Source organism: Erythrobacter mangrovi, assembly GCF_013260645.1.
Taxonomy (GTDB): Bacteria; Pseudomonadota; Alphaproteobacteria; order Sphingomonadales; family Sphingomonadaceae; genus Qipengyuania; species Qipengyuania mangrovi.
The window spans coordinates 1,854,691-1,872,006 of the sequence record NZ_CP053921.1 but is presented as its reverse complement, the minus strand read 5'-3'; the positions used below and the strand labels follow the sequence as shown (position 1 = coordinate 1,872,006).

15 protein-coding genes are annotated in these 17,316 nt (G+C 63.2%); 1 reads left to right on the top strand and 14 read right to left on the bottom strand.

Annotation, left to right across the window (positions count from 1 at the left end; translation table 11 throughout):
* Nucleotide 1: 1 nt before the first annotated feature.
* The 6 genes from HQR01_RS09560 to HQR01_RS09535 all read right to left on the bottom strand — a co-directional run bounded on the left by HQR01_RS09560 (nucleotide 2) and on the right by HQR01_RS09535 (nucleotide 7,137).
* Nucleotides 2-730, bottom strand: a complete 729-nt coding sequence (locus HQR01_RS09560) for a sulfotransferase-like domain-containing protein (RefSeq protein WP_173214652.1) — start codon at nucleotides 728-730, stop codon at nucleotides 2-4.
* Nucleotides 727-1,653 (bottom strand): aminotransferase class IV, encoded by a 927-nt coding sequence (locus tag HQR01_RS09555; protein ID WP_173214650.1) that lies wholly within the window; start codon nucleotides 1,651-1,653, stop codon nucleotides 727-729. Before HQR01_RS09555 ends, HQR01_RS09560 begins: the two co-directional genes overlap by 4 nt.
* Before the next feature lie 4 nt (nucleotides 1,654-1,657).
* Nucleotides 1,658-3,523: a cation:proton antiporter domain-containing protein gene (locus HQR01_RS09550; RefSeq protein ID WP_173214648.1), complete on the bottom strand. Its 1,866-nt coding sequence runs from the start codon at nucleotides 3,521-3,523 to the stop codon at nucleotides 1,658-1,660.
* 28 nt (nucleotides 3,524-3,551) lie between these two features.
* Entirely contained in the window at nucleotides 3,552-4,967 is a 1,416-nt protein-coding gene (gene lpdA / locus HQR01_RS09545; protein ID WP_173214646.1) for a dihydrolipoyl dehydrogenase, read from the bottom strand.
* 222 nt (nucleotides 4,968-5,189) lie between these two features.
* A complete protein-coding gene (locus HQR01_RS09540) occupies nucleotides 5,190-5,564 on the bottom strand; it encodes an acyl-CoA thioesterase (protein ID WP_234030110.1) in 375 nt (124 codons plus the stop codon).
* A 301-nt stretch (nucleotides 5,565-5,865) separates the two neighbouring features.
* On the bottom strand, nucleotides 5,866-7,137 hold the full coding sequence (locus tag HQR01_RS09535) for a pyruvate dehydrogenase complex dihydrolipoamide acetyltransferase (RefSeq protein WP_173214644.1): 1,272 nt from the start codon (nucleotides 7,135-7,137) through the stop codon (nucleotides 5,866-5,868).
* Nucleotides 7,138-7,268: 131 nt separating this feature from the next.
* Here HQR01_RS09535 and HQR01_RS09530 point away from each other — a divergent pair, with 131 nt between their 5' ends.
* Nucleotides 7,269-7,721 carry a universal stress protein gene (locus HQR01_RS09530; RefSeq protein ID WP_173214642.1) on the top strand — a complete coding sequence of 151 codons (453 nt, stop codon included), beginning with the start codon at nucleotides 7,269-7,271 and terminating at the stop codon, nucleotides 7,719-7,721.
* On the opposite strand, the gene rnr is transcribed toward HQR01_RS09530, so the two are convergent.
* The 8 genes from rnr to HQR01_RS09490 all read right to left on the bottom strand — a co-directional run bounded on the left by rnr (nucleotide 7,718) and on the right by HQR01_RS09490 (nucleotide 17,311).
* A complete protein-coding gene (gene rnr, locus HQR01_RS09525) occupies nucleotides 7,718-10,036 on the bottom strand; it encodes a ribonuclease R (RefSeq protein WP_234030109.1) in 2,319 nt (772 codons plus the stop codon). The two genes, HQR01_RS09530 and rnr, sit on opposite strands and share 4 nt — an antisense overlap.
* Nucleotides 10,037-10,048: 12 nt before the next feature.
* On the bottom strand, nucleotides 10,049-11,395 hold the full coding sequence (locus HQR01_RS09520) for a M28 family peptidase (protein ID WP_173214640.1): 1,347 nt from the start codon (nucleotides 11,393-11,395) through the stop codon (nucleotides 10,049-10,051).
* 36 nt (nucleotides 11,396-11,431) lie between these two features.
* Entirely contained in the window at nucleotides 11,432-12,976 is a 1,545-nt protein-coding gene (gene proS / locus HQR01_RS09515) for a proline--tRNA ligase (protein WP_173214638.1), read from the bottom strand.
* A gap of 50 nt (nucleotides 12,977-13,026) precedes the next feature.
* Nucleotides 13,027-13,569: a polyhydroxyalkanoate synthesis repressor PhaR gene (gene phaR, locus HQR01_RS09510; RefSeq protein ID WP_173214636.1), complete on the bottom strand. Its 543-nt coding sequence runs from the start codon at nucleotides 13,567-13,569 to the stop codon at nucleotides 13,027-13,029.
* A gap of 77 nt (nucleotides 13,570-13,646) precedes the next feature.
* Complete coding sequence (locus HQR01_RS09505) at nucleotides 13,647-14,684, bottom strand: alanine racemase (protein WP_173214634.1); 1,038 nt, start codon at nucleotides 14,682-14,684, stop codon at nucleotides 13,647-13,649.
* A gap of 7 nt (nucleotides 14,685-14,691) precedes the next feature.
* Nucleotides 14,692-16,317 carry an MFS transporter gene (locus HQR01_RS09500; protein ID WP_234030108.1) on the bottom strand — a complete coding sequence of 542 codons (1,626 nt, stop codon included), beginning with the start codon at nucleotides 16,315-16,317 and terminating at the stop codon, nucleotides 14,692-14,694.
* Between the two features lie 38 nt (nucleotides 16,318-16,355).
* The gene (locus tag HQR01_RS09495; protein WP_173214632.1) at nucleotides 16,356-16,790 is read right to left on the bottom strand and encodes an iron-sulfur cluster assembly scaffold protein; all 435 of its coding nucleotides are present in this window, start codon (nucleotides 16,788-16,790) and stop codon (nucleotides 16,356-16,358) included.
* Complete coding sequence (locus HQR01_RS09490) at nucleotides 16,787-17,311, bottom strand: CvpA family protein (protein ID WP_173214630.1); 525 nt, start codon at nucleotides 17,309-17,311, stop codon at nucleotides 16,787-16,789. Before HQR01_RS09490 ends, HQR01_RS09495 begins: the two co-directional genes overlap by 4 nt.
* Between the last annotated feature and the right edge of the window lie 5 nt (nucleotides 17,312-17,316).

Genomic DNA, 17,316 nt, shown 5'->3' with positions numbered 1-17,316 from the left:
CCTAACCATTGATCGCATGCTGGCTGAGGAATTCGTAGTCGGCCATGCAGGCGTCGGCCACCTCCCTATAGCGGCCTTCCAGGCGCGGCGGTGGACCAGGCGCACGGCCAAATCCGGTTGAGGCATTGACCGCATCATACCAGTGGCTCTGCCAGATACCGTCCTGAGGGTGCGGACCCTTGTCCCATTCGAGCATGGCCGCATCCCAAGTCAGGTCCAGCGCCTCGCACAGGGCGGTGAGCACCTTGGTCGGGTCAGCAAGGATGTCGTCACTGTCGACCACCGGAGGAATCCGACCCGTTCTTTCTGCCACGCTCTGGAAATACTCACGCTGGCGGAAGGTACCGAGATGGTCTGGCCTGATCTCGGTGCGCTTGTTGGCGTAGCTTGCCGCGACTCTGCGCGGATCACGGATCAGGAAAGCGTGTCGCATCTCGGGAAAATCCACAATGGTGACTGGGCCTTCTATGTGGTGCGTCATATGCTTCTGGTACCAGATCGGCCGGCCGTTGGGTGCTGCGCCGCGAAGCGACTTCGCTACCCTTTGCCAATCGCAGTCCATCGAGGCGACGACATCTTCGGCCATCGGCTGCGGGTCCTGCGTTTGCTTCAGATAGGCACCGTAGAACGGTTCGTCGCTGACGAAGGTATCGGCCCGGCTCGCGAAGCTCCGCATCATCGCGGTCGAGAGATTACGAGGGCCCGACCACATGGCGATATGGATGGTCATGGTCGCGCCCGTGCCCCTACATCGCGAGCCAGTCGTTCCAGATATAGGTGCTGCAGGCGCTCGACCATCGGGCCGCGCTCAGTGCCAAGTACCCGCCCATCGATGGAACCGACCGGTGCTACGCCGGCGAAGGTCCCCGTGGTGAAGGCTTCGTCAGCCCCGTAGACATGAGTCAGGGAGAAATTACGTTCTCGCACGGTTATGCCTGCTTCACGCGCAGCCTCGATCACGATCCCCCGCGTGATACCATCGAGGCAATAGTCGCCGCTTGAGGTCCACACCTCACCGTCCTTGACGATGAAGAAATGGGTCGAATTGCAGGTCGCGACAAAGCCATGCGGATCGAGCATCAGTCCCTCGTCCGCGCCAGCCTGTGCCGCCTGGATGCAGGCGGTGATACAGTTGAGCTTGGAATGCGAATTAAGCATCGGGTCCTGGACGTCGGGATAGCCGCGTCGGACATGCACCGTTGCCAGAGTAAGCATCCGCGTGGCCGTTTCCGGTGCCGGCTCCTTCCATTCGGGGATGATGACGATGGTCGCAGGCGAGATCACCACGCGCGGATCCTGGTAGGGCGTGGAGCGGATACCGCGCGTCACCATCAATCGAATATGGACCCCATCGCCACCCATGCCGTTGGTTTCGAGCACGGCATAAAGACGACGTTCGAGCTCATCGCGCGGGATGCCGATATCCATGAGGATGGCCTTGGCGCCGCGATAAAGCCGATCCAGATGCCGATCGAGGAAAGCGAGCCGTCCGTGATGCAGGCGGATTCCCTCCCACACCCCGTCCCCGAGCATAAACCCGCTGTCGAACACGCTGATCTTCGCATCGGGGCGTGGGACATGTTCGCCATTGATGTCGATGATCACACCATCGTTGCGCGCGTCCGGGACATACTGGTGGGTACCCTTTGCCATTCCGTCAGTTTCCCCGCGCCATGATGTCGTCCATCGCCTGCCGCAGCTTCGGATCCCACTCCGCTCGCAATTCGCGGATCTTCGTGAGCAAGGGTTCGTTCTCCCACGACGGTATGTCGAGGCGATAAAGGTCGGCCACCGCCCGCATGGAGGTACGGTCCATTTCTTCCCACGCGTCGGCCATGGCGATGGCGGCCTGCCGATCGACGCCGAGCGCTTCATACGCCGCCCGACCCATACGCAGCGAGCTGTCGTAGGTTTCGCGCACGATATCGCGGCAGCCCATGGCCCACAGGTGGTAGACGTGGTCGCGATCCTTGGCCCGGGCGATGACGTGGAGGTTGGGGAAATTGGTGCAGGCGTAGCGGACCAGCTTGTCGATCTGCTCGCGCTCGTCCAGCGCCACGACCAGCAATTTGGCCCGGTCGATTCCCGCACTGGCCAGCAGGTCTGGTCGCGTGGCGTCCCCGAAGAAGCTCTTCACGCCGAACTTCTTGAGTTGCTCGATATGCTCGCTGTCATAGTCGATCACGGTCGCCTGGTGGCCTGCGGCATTGAGCATGCGATCGATGATCCCACCCACGCGCCCACGGCCGGCGATGATGATCGGGTTGTCTTCCTCGATGACATCCGCTTCCCGCTCATTGAACCCGCCGCAATAGGCGCGCGCGATGACCTTGTCGTAGAGGATGAACAGCAACGGTGTAATCAGCATGGTCAGTGCGACGACCAACAGCAGCAGATCGGCAAGGCCTTGCGAAAAGATGGCATTGCCGACGGCGAATGCGATCAACACGAATGCGAATTCGCCTGCTTGCGGAAGCGCCAGGGCAAACAGCCACAGCGATTCACGCCGGAGGCCGGACAACCGGCCGACGATCAATAGCACGGCGACTTTCACCGCAATGGTCACAGCGGCCCAAAACACGACCTCGTCTGCGCGTTCTAGCGCGAGCGAGAAGTCTATCCCTGCGCCGACGGTGATGAAGAACAGGCCGAGCAGGAGACCCTTGAACGGATCAATGTCGCTCTCAAGCTCGTGGCGGTATTCGCTGTTCGCCAGGACCACGCCCGCGATGAAGGTTCCGAGGGCAGGAGAGAGGCCCACCAGCGACATCAGCAGTGCGATACCGATTACGAAGACAAGGCCAGCCGCGGTGAACAGTTCGCGCAGGTTGGCGGCGGCGATGTAGCGGAAGATCGGGCGCGTCAGGTAGTTGCCTATGAAAGCCACGGCGGCCACGGCGCCGACGCGGACGAGTGCGGCCTGCCAGGCGGCCAGGTGGGCGGTCAAGTCGAGTGACGCGCCATGCGAAGCCCCTGCCGCCTCGGCAACTGGAACCGCCGATACCAGCTCTGGCAATGCCAGCAGCGGGAGGATCGCCAGGATCGGGATCACGGCCACGTCCTGGAACAGGAGGACCGAAAATGCCGCTTCGCCGCCGGTACTCTTGAGCAGCCCCTTCTCGTTCAGCGACTGGACGATGATTGCCGTCGACGACAGGGCCAGCACCATGCCGATGGCCAGCGCGGTCTGCCAAGGGTTGCCGCTTAGCAGCGAGACGCCGGTCATTGCCAGCACAGTCAGGAACACTTGCCCGCCGCCGGTACCGATCAGCGTACCGCGCATCGCCCAGAGTTTTTTCGGCTCCAGTTCCAGCCCGACGATGAACAGCATCATCACCACGCCGAATTCGGCGAAGACCTGCAGTGCATCGACATCGACCTTGAGCGCGCCCAGCAGTGGCGCGATCGCCATTCCGGCGAGCAAATAGCCGAGTACCGAGCCCAGGCCGAAGCGTGTCGCCAGCGGGACCGAAACCAGGCCCGCGACCAGGATCAGGAAGGCGAGGATCAAGAAATCGGTCACTGCGCCCTCCCCCTGTTATGCGCGCGGATCAGATATGCAGCGCGCGCCCGTATGCGGCAAGCACGCTCTCATGCATGCTCTCGCTTATCGTCGGGTGCGGGAAGACGGTGTTCATCAGTTCCGCCTCGGTCGTCTCCAGCGTCTTGCCGACGACAAAGCCCTGGATCATCTCGGTCACTTCCGCACCGACCATATGTGCGCCCAGCAGCTCGCCGGTCTTCGCATCGAACACGGTCTTCACGAAGCCTTCGGCCTCACCCAGCGCGATGGCCTTGCCATTGCCGATGAAGGGGAAGGTTCCGGCCTTGACCTCGTAGCCCGCTTCCTTTGCCTTGGCCTCGGTCATGCCGACGCTGGCGATCTGCGGGTGGCAATAGGTGCAACCGGGGATGTTGTTGCGGTCGAGCGGGTGCGGATGGACGTCCTTGTTGCCCAGTTCCTTGGCGATAGTTTCGGCGGTGGTGACACCCTCATGGCTCGCCTTGTGCGCCAGCCACGGCCCGGGCGTGCAGTCGCCGATCGCCCACAATCCCTTCGACTTGGTGCGGCCAAAGGGATCGATCTGGATGAAGCCACGGTCGAGATCGACCAGCTTCTCGAGCCCGACGTTCTCGGTGTTCGGAACGATGCCGATGGCGACGATGCAGTGGCTGAACTCGGTCTCGGAAACCTTGCCGTCCTTGGCCTTGATCTTCGCCTTCACGCCACTGGCGGAGACCTTGAGGTCCTCAACCCCGGCACCGGTCATGATCGTCATGCCCTGCTTGGTCAGGCTCTTTTCGAGGAAAGCGGAGACGTCCTTGTCTTCCACCGGCACCACGCGGTCGAGCATTTCGACCACGGTCACTTCGCAGCCCATGTCGTTGTAGAAGCTCGCGAACTCTATCCCGATTGCGCCGCTGCCGATCACCAGCAGCTTCTTGGGCATTTCGCTCGGCGTCATCGCATGACGATAAGTCCACACGCGCTTGCCGTCGGCCTTGGCGAAAGGCAGGTCGCGGGCACGCGCGCCGGTGGCGATGATGATATGCCTGGCGGTGAGCTTCTCCTCGCCCTTGTCGGATTTAACCGTCAGCGAGGTCGGGCCGGTCAGCGTGCCCTCGCCCATATGCACCGTGATCTTGTTCTTCTTCATCAGGTGCGTGACGCCCTGGTTGAGCTGCTTGGCCACGCCGCGGCTGCGCTTTACCACCGCTTCAAGGTCCGCCTCGATCTTGCCGGCGATCTTGAGACCATAGTCGCTCGCGTGCTGGGCATAGTGCAGGATCTCGGCCGATCGCAGCAGCGCCTTGGTCGGGATGCAGCCCCAGTTGAGGCAGATGCCGCCCAGCAGTTCGCGTTCGACGATGGCGGTCTTCAGGCCCAGCTGCGCACAGCGGATCGCCGCGACATAGCCGCCGGGTCCGGAACCGAGAACGATGACGTCGTAAGAAGTGTCAGCCATGAATTGCCTGCCTGATGCGTGTTGATTCGCCGGCCGGGTGGAACACCGACCGGGGGGTTATGAAAAACTCTGCGATCCGCGCCTTACCCTCGGCAAACCGGGCCGAGATGCGATCAGGATTGTCACCTTTCGCGTGGGCGGAAAATGCGGGATCAGGGAGTATTGCGTATAGGCGGGCCATGCCCGACATGATGCCATGCTGGCGCACCTGTAGGACAGCGGTCATACCCACTGCCCCGACACCGCGCGCGGGCGGTCGTTCTCGTCCAGCAGCACGAACTTGAAGGTGCCCTGCGCCACCTTGGTTTCAGCCTCGCCGTTGCGCTCGCGGCCGACCGCCTCGGCCGCAATGGTGAGCGACGTGTTGCCGGTGGTGACGACCTCGCAATAGACCGAGAGCTCGTCCCCCACCTGCATCGCGCCGGGGAAGGCGAAATCGGTGGCCGAGACGACCACCGCCTTGCCCTTTCCCACCCGGCTCGCGAGCGAACCCGCACCCAGTGCCATCTGGCTCATCAGCCAGCCACCGAACACTCCGCCATAGGGGTTGAGGTCGGTCGGCATGGCAGTGACGCGGATGAGGGGTTCAGAGCGCATCGCAGAATGTTATCCTGAGCTCTCGTAGGTATTGAATGAGCCAAAAGATAAATAACGTAAATGCGACGGAACAAACGTAGAGTGAGCCCCAACGGGTCTTCACTATTGAAACAATCCCGAGGATGGGGGTCAGCGTTGCAACAAGCCACATAACCCCAAGCGACCCACTCAATAGCGAGTTTTGGGACGCGCCACAGAGAAGCAGCATCAACCAGGTTTCTCCGAGGAATCCAATCATTCCCCACACAAATAGAATATGTGCCGCAAGAAGGGCCGCAATCGAGGTGCGAGAGACGATCAATTAGACCACCAGCCCCATCGGGTTCTCCACCAACTGCTGAAACGCCTGCATCAGCGCCGCGCCGTCGGCGCCGTCGATGGCGCGGTGGTCGAAACTGCCCGTGGCGCTCATCACCGTGGCGACGCCCAGCGCGCCGTCGATCACCCAGGGGCGTTGCTCGCCCGCGCCGACCGCGAGGATCATTGCCTGCGGCGGGTTGATCACCGCGTCGAACTGCTTGGTGCCGAACATGCCGAGGTTGGAGAGCGAGGCCGTGCCGCCCTGGAATTCATGCGGCTGCAGCTTGCCGTCCTTGGCCTTGCCTGCGAGTTCCTTCATCTCGGTGCTGATCTGCGCGAGGCCCTTGCGGCCCGCATCGCGGATGATCGGGGTGATCAGGCCCGAAGGCGCGGCGACGGCAACAGAGATGTCCTCGCGGCTGTATTGGAACAGCTCGTCGCCCTGGAAGCTGACATTGCACTTGGGCACGCGCTGCAGTGCACGGGCAAGCGCCTTGATCAGCAGGTCGTTGACCGAGAGCTTCACGCCATCGGGCTCGAGGCTCTTGTTGAGTTCGCCGCGCAGCTTGAGCAGCGCATCGAGCCGTACGTCCACGGTGAGGTAGATGTGCGGGATCGTCTGCTTCGCTTCGGTCAGGCGGCGCGCGATGACCTTGCGGACATTGTTGAGCTTCTGCGCTTCGTAAGGCGCATCGAGATCGCCGCCCAGCGTCGCGGGCTTGACCGGAGCGGGCGCAGCAGTTTCGGCTTTGGCCGGTGCGGCGCCGGGCTGTATGCCCTCGACATCCGCCTTGACGATACGGCCGTTGGGGCCGCTGCCGGTAACGCCTGCGAGGTCGATACCCTTCTGTTCGGCAATACGCTTTGCCAGCGGTGAGGCCACGATACGGTCGCCCGATGCCTTGGGTGCAGCAGCAACGGGCGCAGGAGCAGGAGCGGGTGCCGGAGCGGGTGCTGCCTCGGCCTTGGGCTCGGGTTTCGGCTTTTCAGCGGCGGGAGCGGGAGCGGCTGCTGCCGCGCTGGCATCCTCGCCCTCTTCGGCGAGCATTGCGATCACGGTGCCGACCTTGACCCCTTCGGTGCCTTCATCGACCGCGATCGAAACGATCGTCCCTTCGTCGACCGCCTCGAACTCCATCGTCGCCTTGTCAGTCTCGATCTCGGCCATGATGTCGCCCGCGCTGACCGTATCCCCCGGTTTCACCAACCAGCGAGCCAGAGTGCCCTCTTCCATGGTGGGCGACAGGGCGGGCATCTTGATCGGCGTGGGCATGGTTTCCGTAGCGTCCTCTCACGGGCAAACGTCTTGCCTCGTCCTCTGGCCAAGTTGCGCGCGCGCTGCAAGGTCCTTGCGCAGAATACGAATTACCGGATATCCCGCACGCAGGGACTGAGGGGACTGGCATGCGTATCTACCTGGTTGTGATGGACGAGACGGAGGAGGCTAACCAGGCGCTCCGCTTCGCCTCGCTGCGTGCGCAGAAGACGGGCGGCTCGGTGCATATCCTGGCGCTGGTCCCGCAGCAGACCTTTTCGGCCTTCGGCGGCGTGCAGGCGACGATCGAACAGGAAGCGCGCGAACGGGCCGAAGTCATGGCCAACAATGCTGCCGGCCATATCTTTGCCGAAAGCGGCAAGATGCCAACGATTGCCGTGCGCCCTGGCACGCCTGCGGAGGTTATCCGCAAATATATCGAGGAGCATGGCGAGATCGCCTCGCTCGTGCTCGGTGCTTGCGCCGATGGCGCGCCGGGGCCGCTGGTAAGCCACTTCTCAGCCCATGCGGGGCAGCTGCCCTGCCCGCTCTATATCGTCCCCGGCGGTTTGAGTCGGGAAGACATCGACAGGCTGGCCTAGCGCTTCTTCCCCCGCCCCTGGTGGCGAATGTTGGACGGTCGGCCGCGCTGGCCCTGCGCATGCTTCTGGCGAGGGGCGCCCTTCCCCTTTTGTGGCGGTTTCTTGCGCGGGGCAGGTCGGGCGCCACGTTGTTCGACCGGGGCACCGTCGCTGTCGGGAACCTCGAACTTGAGCGCGCCGGTCAGTGCATTCGCTTCGGCCAGCTTGAGCTTCAGCCGGTCACCGACAGCATACTCCGTGCCGCTGTCCTCGCCGACCAGTTTCTGCGCCGCCTCATCGTAGCGGAAATATTCGCGCCCCAGCGTCGAGACGGGAACGAGGCCGTCGCCGCCGAGCTTATCGATGGTGGCGAAGAAGCCGAAGCCCTGCACGCCGGTGATCCGCGTGTCGAAAGTCTCACCCACACGGCCCGAAAGCCAGGCGGCGACATAGCGGTCGATCGTGTCCCGTTCGGCCTCCATCGCGCGTCGTTCGGTCTGGCTGATTGCGTCGGTGATCTGGCTGAGCGCGGTCTTGTCGCGATCCGAGAGGCCGCTGCCTTCCGGCAGATTCACCTTGGGCTTGGGCTGCTCGAGGCCATAGGCGTCGACCAGTGCGCGATGGACCAACAGGTCGGAATAACGCCGGATGGGCGATGTGAAATGCGCGTAGCTGCCGAGCGCAAGGCCGAAGTGGCCCGCGTTCTGCGGCCCGTAATAGGCCTGCGTCTGGCTGCGTAGCACAGCCTCCATGATCAGGACCTTTTCCGCCGGATCGGCGATGTCCTTGAGCATGCGATTGAACAGGCCTGGAGTGATGACCTGGCCGAGCGCAAGCTTGCGCCCCTGCGTGGCGAGGTAATCGCGCAGGGCGATCATCTTTTCCCGGTTCGGCTGTTCGTGGATGCGATAGACGACAGGGGCTTTCTTCGCCTCTAGCGCCTTCGCGGCGGCCACATTGGCGGCGATCATGAAATCCTCGACCACGCGATGCGCGTCGAGCCTTTCGCGCACGGCGATTTCTTCGATCTTGCCGGCATCGTTGAGCTTCACCTGCCGTTCGGGCAGTTCGAGCTCAAGCGGGTCACGGGCCTCGCGCGCGGCGAGCAAGAGCTTCCACGCGCCCCAAAGGTTCTTCAGGTACTCGGGCGCGTCACCGGCATCGATTGCCGCCTGCGCATCCTCGTAGGCGATATTGCGTACGATGCGGACAATGGCGCGGGTGAAGCGCCAGCTCTTGATCTGCCCCTGCGCATCGATGTGCATGTGGCAAGCCATCGCCGCACGGTCGACGTCTTCCCTCAGCGAACAGACGTCCGCGCTGAGCACTTCGGGCAGCATCGGCACGACCCGGTCGGGGAAATAGACCGAGTTGCCGCGCTTGCGGGCCTCACGGTCGAGCGCGCCGCCGGGTCGGACGTAATAGCTGACGTCGGCAATGGCGACGATGGCGTTGTATCCGCCCTGCCCATCGGATTCGGCCCAGATGGCATCGTCATGGTCGCGCGCGTCGGCCGGGTCGATGGCGACGATCGGGACGGCGCGCAAATCCTCGCGGTGATCGGGCGAGAGACCCAGCTCCGTCGCGCGTTCCGCTTCGGCCATGGCCTCGTGCGGGAAGATGTGCGGAATACCGTGCTTGGCGATGGCGATCAGGCTGAAGCTCTTGGGAGCCAGCGGATCGCCGACGACCTCGACCACCTTGACCGGCGAGCGGACCGACTTGCCCATGCGTTCGGCAAGGACGAGTTCGCCCTCCTTGGCCTCACCCAATTCGCCGATCGGCGCACTGTCGCGTACGCGCTTGTCGACCGGAGCGAGCCATGGCTTTCCGGCCCCGTCGAATTCGACAACACCCATCATGCCCTCGGTGCGCGCGGGCAGCTTCTTCATTGGATGCGCGATCCAACCGTTAGCGGTTTCTTCGGTCCGGGCCAGGAAGCGATCGCCGCGCTTGAGCGCAGCCCTCTTCTTGGTTTCCTTGACCGTCAGCTTGGGCGGTTTGCCCGGCGCATCGGGCGCCCAGTTCTCGGGCTCCGCAATCGGTTCGCCATCATCGATGGCAACGACCTTGAGCACGGTGACCTTCGGCACGCCGCCCATCCGGTGATAGGCGGTGCGCCTGCCGTCGATCAGGCCTTCTTCGGCCATGTCCTTGAGGCGTTGCTTGAGGAGGATCTTTTCCTGACCCTTGAGGCCGAAAGCCTTGGCGATTTCGCGCTTTCCGGCAGGGGTCGGTGAGGATTGGAGGAATTCTAGAATTTGTTCCTTGGACGGCATGCCTGCGCCACGCTGGGGCGGCTGCCGGTTCTTATTTTGTTTTGTCATGCGCGCCATATGGGGACGCAGCTACTCGCTGTCATCCTTCTTCGGTGCAGCAGGCGCAAACTGGCCGGCAGGGACGGCACTGGAAACGGGGCTGCGCTTCCCGTCGACCGCGGTCGCACTTACTCCGAAGATCCAGTCGTCCCCGCGCACGCCTTCCAGTCGTGCACTGGTTGCTACGACATTCGCGATCACCGGCTCGGCAGGCCAATAGGGTTCGTCGGTACGGCGTTGCCAGACTGTGTAGCCGATGGCTCCAGGGACTTCTGCCCACTTAATGTCCGTAAAGGTCTGCACCGCAGCTTCAGCCTTGGCGACAGGAGGAACTGGTGTCCGCGCCAGCGCGTCGAGCGCGCGGATGTTCAGCTGCGTGACCCGGGCGAGGTAGGGGAAATCCATCTTGTCCGGTGTGTCACCGTACTCGATGTCATCCTCGATGCGCAGGTCCTGGTGCTGCCAATTGTAGTTTTCGACCGCGACGGTAATCCGCACCGCAGGATAGCCCTTCTCGAGGAAGGGGAGTTGGTCCCCGCCCCGCCCCATGCGGTCGGCGCGCCAAATCTGCCGCACATCGAGGCTTCCGTCATATTGGTCCGCAAGCTGGTCGATATAGCGCGACAGATTGCGGCTCGGCGTATCGTTCTCGCCGCCTTCGCGGCGTTGCGCCGCGCGGAGTTCGTCGGTCAAATCGGCGCGCGGACCTTCGGAGAACAGGCGGACATGCGCGTCGTCGCACCAGCCGTCGCTGCCGCAGCTGCCGCCGACGATATCATTGTTGAGCACCGCCTTGACCTGCCAGCCTTGCTCGGCAGCATAGTCGGCCATCAGTCGTCCACCGAAGAGCCCCTGCTCCTCGCCCGAAAGCAGCGCATAGACGATGGTGACGGGGTAGCTGCGCTGCGACAGGTTGCGCGCGGCCTCGAGCACCAGCACGGTACCCGAGCCATCATCGTTGGCGCCGGGGGCATCCTTCTGCCAGTCGAGCGGGTCGGACACGCGGCTGTCGATGTGACCCTGGACGATCACGACCTCATTGGGACGCTCGGCCCCCCGCTGGATCGCCACGGCATTGCGCAGGCGTACCGGCGTGGGAATGCGTGCACCTGAAACCATGCGCTCCGGCGCAACGATCTCGAGGCAACCTCGGCATTGCGCGGAAATGCGGCTGAATTCGGCAAGGCCCCAGTCGACCGCTGCGCCGATGCCACGCTTGGGGTTGTCCTGCTCGGATAGCGTGTGACGCGTGCCGAACCCCACCAGCGTATCGATATCGGCGCGCAAGCGTGCCTCCGACACGCCGGCGGCGGGATCGGAACTCTGTGCTGAAATCGGGGCGGCAATGAGGGCGGCGGCGAAAGCGAGCTTCTTCATGCCCGCTGTCTCACCCAAACTGCCCGTCAGTTCAAGCTAGTAAGCCTTGGCCAGGAGCACCCGTTCCACGGCCGGTTCGCCGGTGAAGATACAGGCGCCATTCGCCGGAGCCGAACCGATCGGGACATTGCGGATGGTCAGCTTCAGCGCCTTGAGCCGCTCGACCACCTTGTCGAGCGCAGCACCAGTCGGCTTCGACCACTGGACTTCTACCCAACCCGGGTACTTGGCCTTGCCGCCGAAATGCGCTTCGACCGCTGCGAAATCGGCCACACCGCGCGTGACGTTCGCCTCGCGGCGTTCGAGCGCTTCAGTAAGCAAGGTAGCCTGCATATCGGCGAGCACATCGGGGATAGTCTGCCCGGCCACTTCGCGGGTCGGGGTCTGGAAGGCGGGCTTGCCACTCGCCTCGTCCCACAGCCGATCGCGACGCAGCATGCTGACCACGCCGTTTTCCATGTCGCGCCCGCCGACCTCGACGATTACCGGCGCACCCTTACGCACCCAGTCCCAGCGCTTCTGCGCCGCCTTGCCGGGGCGCGTATCGAGCAGGACGCGCAGCGATTCACCCAGCGCGTGCTGGCCTGCGAGCGTGGCGCGTAGCCCTTCACAATAGTCGATCAGCGCTGCGTCGCTGTCGTCGTCGCGCAGCATCGGCAGGATGACGACCTGCTGCGGCGCGATCTTGGGCGGCAGGCGCAACCCATCATCGTCGCCATGCGTCATGATGACGCCGCCGACCATCCGGGTCGAAACGCCCCAGCTGGTGGTGTGGGCATAAGTCTGCGTGCCCTCGCGATCCTGGTACTGGATGCCGCTGGCCTGCGCGAAATTGGTGCCGAGATAGTGGCTGGTGCCTGCCTGCAGCGCCTTTCCATCCTGCATCATTGCCTCGATTGACCAGGTCTCGACCGCACCGGGGAAACGCTCGTTCTCCGGCTTTTCGCCTGCGACCACCGCAAGGCTCAGGTCTTCATCGGCAAAGGCGCGATAGACCTCGAGCATGCGCAGCGTGTGCTCCTTGGCCTCGGCCTCGTCCGCATGCGCGGTGTGCCCTTCCTGCCAGAGGAACTCGCTGGTGCGCAGGAACATCCGCGTGCGCATTTCCCAGCGCACCACGTTGGCCCATTGGTTCAGCTTCAGCGGCAGGTCGCGCCACGACTGGATCCAACGCGCCATCGCATCGCCGATGATCGTTTCCGAGGTCGGCCGAACCACCAGCGGTTCTTCCAGTTTGGCTTCGGGATCGGGGATCAATCCGCCCTCGGGGCCGGCGATCAGGCGATGGTGGGTAACCACCGCCATTTCCTTGGCGAAGCCGTCAACGTGCTCCGCCTCACGCGCGAAGTTCGACAGCGGAATGAAGATCGGGAAATAGGAGTTCTCGTGACCGGTCGCCTTGATCCGGTCGTCGAGCAGGCGCTGCATGCGCTCCCAGATGCCGTAGCCCCATGGCTTGATCACCATGCAGCCGCGCACGCCCGACTCCTCGGCCATTTGTGCGGCAGAGATGACTTCCTGGTACCAGGCGGCGAAATCATCGGCGCGCTTGGTGCTGAGTGCATGGCGGATCTGGGCCACGTCGCTATTTCCCGTATTCTGCTAGTCGGAATGAGCGCGGGCCGATGCCGCTATTTGCTCAGTTCGTCCAGCTTCTTCTGCATGGCAGCCATCTGCGCGCGCATCTCGGCAAGCTCCGCTGCCTGGTCCGGCTTGGACGACTTGCGCGCCCCGGGGATGAACGCCTCGGCCGCGTTCTGCATCATCTTGAGATTGGTTTCGGCCAGCTTGGCCAATGGGTTGGATGCGAGGCCCTTGGCGAAAGCTTCCTGCAGCTGTTCGCGGTTCTTGCGGAAATTGGCCATGCTCGCTTCGAGATAGCTGGGCATCAGCGACTGCATCGAATTGCCGTACATGCTGATAAGATCACGCAGGAAGCTGACCGGCAGCATCTGCGAACCGTGGCTCTCTTCTTCGACGATGATCTGGGTCAGGATGGTATGGGTGATGTCGTCGCCCGACTTGGCATCGAGCACCTGGAAATCGACGTTCTCGCGCACCATGCCGGCAAGGTCGTCCAGCGTGATGTAGCTGCTGGTATCGGTGTTGTAGAGCCGCCGGTTGGCGTATTTCTTGATGATGATCGGCTCGCCGTCGGCGGTACGCTTGGCCATTCCGGTACGCTCCCCTGGTTTTTGTGCGCAACATCCGCGCTTAGCATGTGCACAATGTGCAGCGCAACACGGCGTGGCTAGCGTTCGAAGCGGTGTCCCAGAACGGTCAATAGCTCATACTGCGACAGACCGGTCTGCCGGGCAGCCTCGGGCAGGCTGTACGGCAGCTCCACCCAATCGCCTTCCCGCAAAATGGGCGCAGCATCGAGGCTGATCACGATCATGTCCATCGACACTTTGCCAAGGATCGGCAGGCTGGTTTCCCCGTGGACGAAGTGTCCGCCGGCCCAGCACCGCAGGACACCGTCGGCATAGCCGAGCGATACGACGCCGATGCGCATCGGTTCCGTCGCAGTGAATGTAGCATTGTACCCCACGCTGGCGCCCGCCGGCAAGTCGCGGACCTGGATCAGCGCGGCTTGCGGGTATGCCACTTGCCGTATCGCCTGAGCCAATTCTTGGCGCGGGATACCGCCGTAGAGAGCAATCCCGGGCCGGGTCAGGTCGAATCCGTACTCGCTGCCCAGGCCGATACCGGCACTGTTCGCCAAACTTGCCCGACGATGCTTCACGAGGGCCATGACCGAACGAAAATCGGCGAGCTGTTGGGCATTCTGCGCGCAGTCCTCGTCAGCGCTGGCGAGGTGGCTGAGCAGCAGATGGACATCCAGTGCCTGTATCGCCGGGTCGGACAGCTGGTCCGGCGTTACGCCAAGGCGATTGATGCCGGTGTCGACCATGAGATCGCAGGCGCCGCCGCCACTTTCCAGCCATAGCCTTGCCTGTTGTGGGTTGTTGATGATCGGCCGGACCCCCGCAGCCCGTGCATAGGCCGCGTCCCCCGCTGTGACTGGCCCGTGCAGAACGGCTAGCTGGTCTGCCGGGACGTGGCGCAGCACCGCAGGCACCTCTGACCAATGCGCGACGAAATAGTCGCGGCAGCCGGCCTCTCGCAGCGCAGGGATGCAGCTATCGACCCCGAGGCTATAGCAATCCGCCTTGACCGCCGCGCCTGCCCGCGCAGGGCCGGAGAGGCGATCAAGCACGTTCCAGTTGGCGGCGATCGCCGAACTATCGATACGCAGCCGCAGGGCAGGCGGCGGTAGGTCGGTCATTGCACACTCATGGAAGGACGGGGGACGCGGGCGGATCTTCGCCGCTGTCCTCGAAATCGCGAGGCGGCCCGTCGGGAATGCCCCACCAGGCGACCAGCAGGCCAAAGGCCATTACGGCCCAACAATACCACAACCCCGAGTAAGGATTCCCCGTGCTGGCCACGATGTAGCCCGATATCAACGGCAGGAAGCCGCCGAGATAGCCCGCACCAATGTGGTAGGGGATCGACATCGAACTGTAGCGGATCCGTGCCGGGAACATTTCGGCGAGCAATGCCGCGACAGAACCATATGTCAGTGCCGAAAGCATGCCCAAGGCGCAGAGCAGCGCAACGATGCCAACCAGGCTGAGGAACGACGGCGTCTGCTTGGAGAAGTCGTATCCCTGCCCTTCAAGCCAGCCCTGAACGGTCGCCCGGCGCGCGTCGTCTGCAAGACCGGCGTAGTCGTAGCTCTCGCCTCCGATGGCGAGACTGGACATATCCGCTTCGGAAACGTCGTAGCTGATGCCCAACGCAGTAAGGTCGGCAAGCAGCTTTCCGCACTCGGTCGATTGGACGCTGGCGAAAGGATCGTAGTCGCACTGCGGCCCACTCACCACCACAGGCGCGGCGCGGGCGCTGCTTTCCAGTCCCGGGTTGCTGAGGGCACCCATGCCCCAGAAGATCGGGAACAGGAACACCAGCGTGGCAATTGCGCCGATAATGATCGGCTTCTTGCGCCCCACCCGGTCCGACCATTTGCCGATAAAGATATAGAAACTCATCGAAATAAGGCCCGCGACCAACATGAGCACTTCGGTTAGTTTTTCATCGACGCGCATGGGGCCGCGCAGGAACGAGAGGCCGTAGAAGAAGGCCGTGTACCAGATCACGGTCAGAACGCCGGCGACACCGAACAGCGCTACGAAGATACGCTTCTTGTTGCCGGGATAGGTGAAGCTCTCGATGAAGGGGTTGCCCGCGGTTTCGCCAGCCGCCTTCATCGCCTGGAACACCGGGCTCTCCGACAGCTTCATGCGCATCCACAGGGAAATGCCGAGCAGGATCAGCGAAAGGAGGAACGGAATGCGCCAGCCCCAGGCCGCGAAATCGTCCGCCGGGATCAACGCACGACAGAGGAGCACGACGACGATTGAGAGCACGAAACCGCCGACCACGCTCGCCTGGATGAAGCTGGTGTAGAACCCGCGTTTTTCGGGTGGGGCATGTTCGGCGACGTAGATCGCAGCGCCACCATATTCGCCGCCCAGCGCAAGTCCCTGGAGGATGCGCAGGCCGATCACGATCAGCGGCGCGGCAATGCCGATGCTCGCTGCGCCGGGGATCAGGCCAACCCCGGCGGTGGCGATGCCCATCAGCGTCACCGTGACGAGGAAGGTGTATTTCCGCCCCAGTCGATCACCGAGGAAACCGAACAAGATCGCACCCAGCGGGCGGAAGCCGAAGCCAACCGCAAAGCCCGCCCAAACGAGAAGGATTTCCAGCGTCTCGTTATCGCTCGGGAAGAAGGCCGCGCCGATCAGCGCGGCGAGCGTGCCGTAGATGAAAAAGTCGTACCACTCGAATATCGTGCCCGCCGAACTGGCGGCAATGACGAGGCGGATTTCCTTCTCGGTCGGCTCGCGGTGCAAGATTGCGCTCTCCCTGTGACGCTTATGACCGGGCGGGTTTAGCCGCGGGTTTGTGCATTGCAAAGCGCGTCCAGCGCCGCTCTCCACGGCAGCAGGATGGCTTCGTGCCGACCCGGATGATCCCGTGCTGGGGCAAGTACCCCGATACCCGGCCACGTCGGTTCGGCACCTTCCTTCGCGAGCCAGCCGCGTAGCTGGTCCAATGCCTCTTCAACCTCGGCGGTCGTGCGCCCTGTGGCTGAACGAGCAAACAATGCCGCTGCCGCTTGCCCCACGGCACAGGCGGCGACGCGCATGCCGAAGGTTTCGATCCGCCCATCGCCTCGTGCCGAGAACGTGATAGTGCTGCCGCAGGTTCGCGAGCGTGCGTGGCCCTGCAAGGGCATGGCTGGATCAAGTGGGCAGTCCGCCAGTTCGACCGCAAGTGCCAGCAATTCAGGGGAATAGAGCGCAGTGCGCTGCGACGCGGTCATTCTTCGACTATAGGCGCCTGTTCGCGCAGGCGTGCGCGGCGTTCGGCCAGGACTTCTACCAAAGCGCGCGAGCTCGCATCGACGAACTCATAGCTGCGCCCGGTGGTCATCCACGCTGGCCGACCCTTGAAGCTCCACACGGTATCGTAACCGAGCACGAGCAGTGAAAAGGCCAGGACGGTGATGAGGACGCCCTTTAGCGCGCCGAAACCAAAGCCAAGGACTCGATCGATGGGACCGAGGACCGCTCCCTTCGAAGCGGGACTGACATTGTTCGCGATCACGATCATCGCGGCATAGGGGATCAACAACAGCAGTGCGAAAGCAAACAGCGAAGTCGAAACGCCAGTCCCGAGGAACTCCTGCATGGCAAGCGTCAGCGGAGTATGGAGATAGCGAATGGCGAAGGCCGCGAGAACCCAAGCAGCGAGGGAAAGGACTTCCTGCACGAAACCTCGCGAGAAGCCGCCGACTGCGGCGATGCCCACAATGAGCAGAACGAGAAGATCAAACCCTGTCATGACCG